This window comes from Vibrio sp. V03_P4A6T147, assembly GCF_002241085.1.
Classification (GTDB): domain Bacteria; phylum Pseudomonadota; class Gammaproteobacteria; order Enterobacterales; family Vibrionaceae; genus Vibrio; species Vibrio anguillarum.
In genome coordinates this window covers 1-2,386 of record NZ_NDIO01000351.1, presented here as the reverse complement: position 1 = coordinate 2,386, position 2,386 = coordinate 1, and the positions used below count along the sequence as shown (strand labels likewise).

Annotated in this window: 3 protein-coding genes; all 3 read left to right on the top strand. The window is 41.1% G+C overall.

The annotated features are described in order from the left end of the window. Positions 1–322, top strand: a 322-nt coding sequence (locus B9J84_RS13760; RefSeq protein ID WP_143698872.1) for a sensor histidine kinase, incomplete at its 5' end; no start/stop codon positions are given. Positions 323–326: 4 nt separating this feature from the next. Next, entirely contained in the window at positions 327–1,985 is a 1,659-nt protein-coding gene (locus tag B9J84_RS13755; protein ID WP_094124374.1) for an EAL domain-containing protein, read from the top strand. Continuing rightward, positions 1,961–2,386: response regulator (locus tag B9J84_RS13750; RefSeq protein ID WP_143698871.1), on the top strand; the 426-nt coding region annotated here is incomplete at its 3' end. The genes B9J84_RS13755 and B9J84_RS13750, both read left to right, overlap by 25 nt.

Genomic DNA, 2,386 nt, shown 5'->3' with positions numbered 1-2,386 from the left:
CTCTCATACTGATGGTGAAGTCACTGTCGCCTTATATATGGAAAACAGCTTATTAATCGAGAATAAATCTAGTGTCTGTCTATCGGTATGCGATAACGGTAAAGGCATTTGTCCGGAAGATTTAGTGTACGTTTTTGATCCTTTTTTTACCACCAAGCGTATCGGTGATGGCGCAGGACTTGGATTATCGGTTGCGAAAGAAATCATAGAAGAGCACCTCGGAAAAATTGAAATTCAGTCGACGATAGGTCAAGGAACCTGCGTCTATATTCGTTTACCGCTTTATGTTGCACCTCATCATTCGATGAAAGGATTGGGGTAATTGTATGTTCCGATATAAAGAAATTCTGCTTGTAGATGATGAGCCAGCGGTACTTAAAGCTTTAACTCGTGAATTCAAACCGCATTTTTCTGTGGTTCATTGTGCGAGTAGCGGCCTTGAGGCTCTGACTATTTTAGAGCGGCACCCTATCGAAATTGTGATTTCTGATTATCGAATGCCTAATATGGATGGGACAGAGCTGGTCGTCAATATTCGCAATCAGTATCCTCATGTTGTAACCATTATTCTATCTGGTCAAGCTGACATCAAAGGTTTGTCTCGTGCTTTGAACGAAGGGAAATTGCATCGTTTTCTCCAAAAACCATGGGATAGAGAGGAGCTGATTGAAACCATACGTTTGAGTTTATTGGAGCGTGAAGCATTGCTAGGTAGTGATGTGCTGACGAACTTAAAAAACCGGCGTACGTTAGATGAACAGATTATCGAATTGAAAAAACATGGTGACTCCTCATACGCTTTGGTCATGGTGAATATTGCTAATCTAGACGAAATTAACCATCAATACGGCGGAGCGCTTGGTAATCAATTTATTAAAACGCTGGCGTGGCATCTGAGTGATGGTAATACAGAGCCGGAAACCATATATCGCTACAAAGATAAGCTGTTTATGTGCATTCCATACAGCCCCAAAGGTTATCAAGTTGTGATGCGCCTATGTTCGCGACTCTCTCAGCCTGTTGAAGTCGACACACATCTTATTAAAACCAGATACACGGTTTTGCTCTGTGATGTCAAATCGTTGCATCAAGTCGATGATATATCTATTGCTGACCTTAATGAACGCTCGCGAGTACGTTTGCACCATCAACTGCCGATTTACGGGCTCGATAATGATCCTCAATCCCGAGAGTTATTGGCGCTATTTTCCGTATTAAACGATATCGATAGACGCTATTTCTGCGCGTTTTATCAGCCGCAACTATCGACGGTAACTGGTGATGTTTGTGGATTTGAAGCATTAGCTAGGCGCAAAACAGTTGAGAATGAGTGGCAATATCCAGCCAGTTTCTTACCCATAATTGAGCAGTATGGTTTAACTAAAGTGTTGACCGAAAAAATATTGGAAGACGTACTGATGTTCATCAAACAACATCAGAAACTAATTAAAGATCGAAATATCAGTGTTAATGTGCCTGGGAACATGTTGATAAATGGGCAATTTTACGAATTATTGACTAAGCTAACTACAAAGCTCAGTTGCGGTTTGAATAACTTGTCAATAGAGATAACGGAGCATGACTTTATTGAGGATTTTATTCAGGCGAAACAAGAACTCAGTAAACTGAAAGGGTTGGGATTGAGCTGTGCACTGGATGATTTTGGAACTGGATATGCGGGCTATGAATATCTGTGCGAAATGCCTTTCGATGTACTTAAAATTGATGGACGATTTGTTCAAGCAATTGGCAAATCAGCGTCCAATGAAGTTATTCTGAGGGCAATGATAGACAGTGCTGAATCACTTGAAATGGGAGTGATCGCCGAATGGGTTGATACTCAGGAGCAAGCGGATAAATTGAAAACCTTGGGTTGTTCCATTATCCAGGGGCATTTGGTGAGTCAGGCATTATCATCAGACGACGTGGTCAGTTATTTGTCTAGAATGGAGGAGGAACGATGGAAAATGTCGCACAAAAAATAGCGATTGGTGGTGATAGACTTAGCCTTCTGCTGCTAGATGATGAGAGCGAAATTCTAAAATCACTAACGAGGGTTTTGCGTACAGATTATGACATAGTTTCTTTTAATAGCGGAAAGGAAGCCTTGGAATATTTAGAGCAACATGAGGTCTCTATTATTATCTCTGATATGCGGATGCCAGAGATGGATGGTGCCGATTTTCTCGCAAAATCAAAAGAATTATATCCTGAGACGATTCGTATCCTGCTTACTGGATATAGTGATATTCAGTCAACCGTCAGGGCAGTAAATTCCGGCGGAATTCATACCTATATTGGCAAACCATGGGATAACGAAAACCTAAAACTGATCGTTTCAAAAGCAGCGGAGTTTTATCGTCTGACAAAAGAGCGAGAACATTTG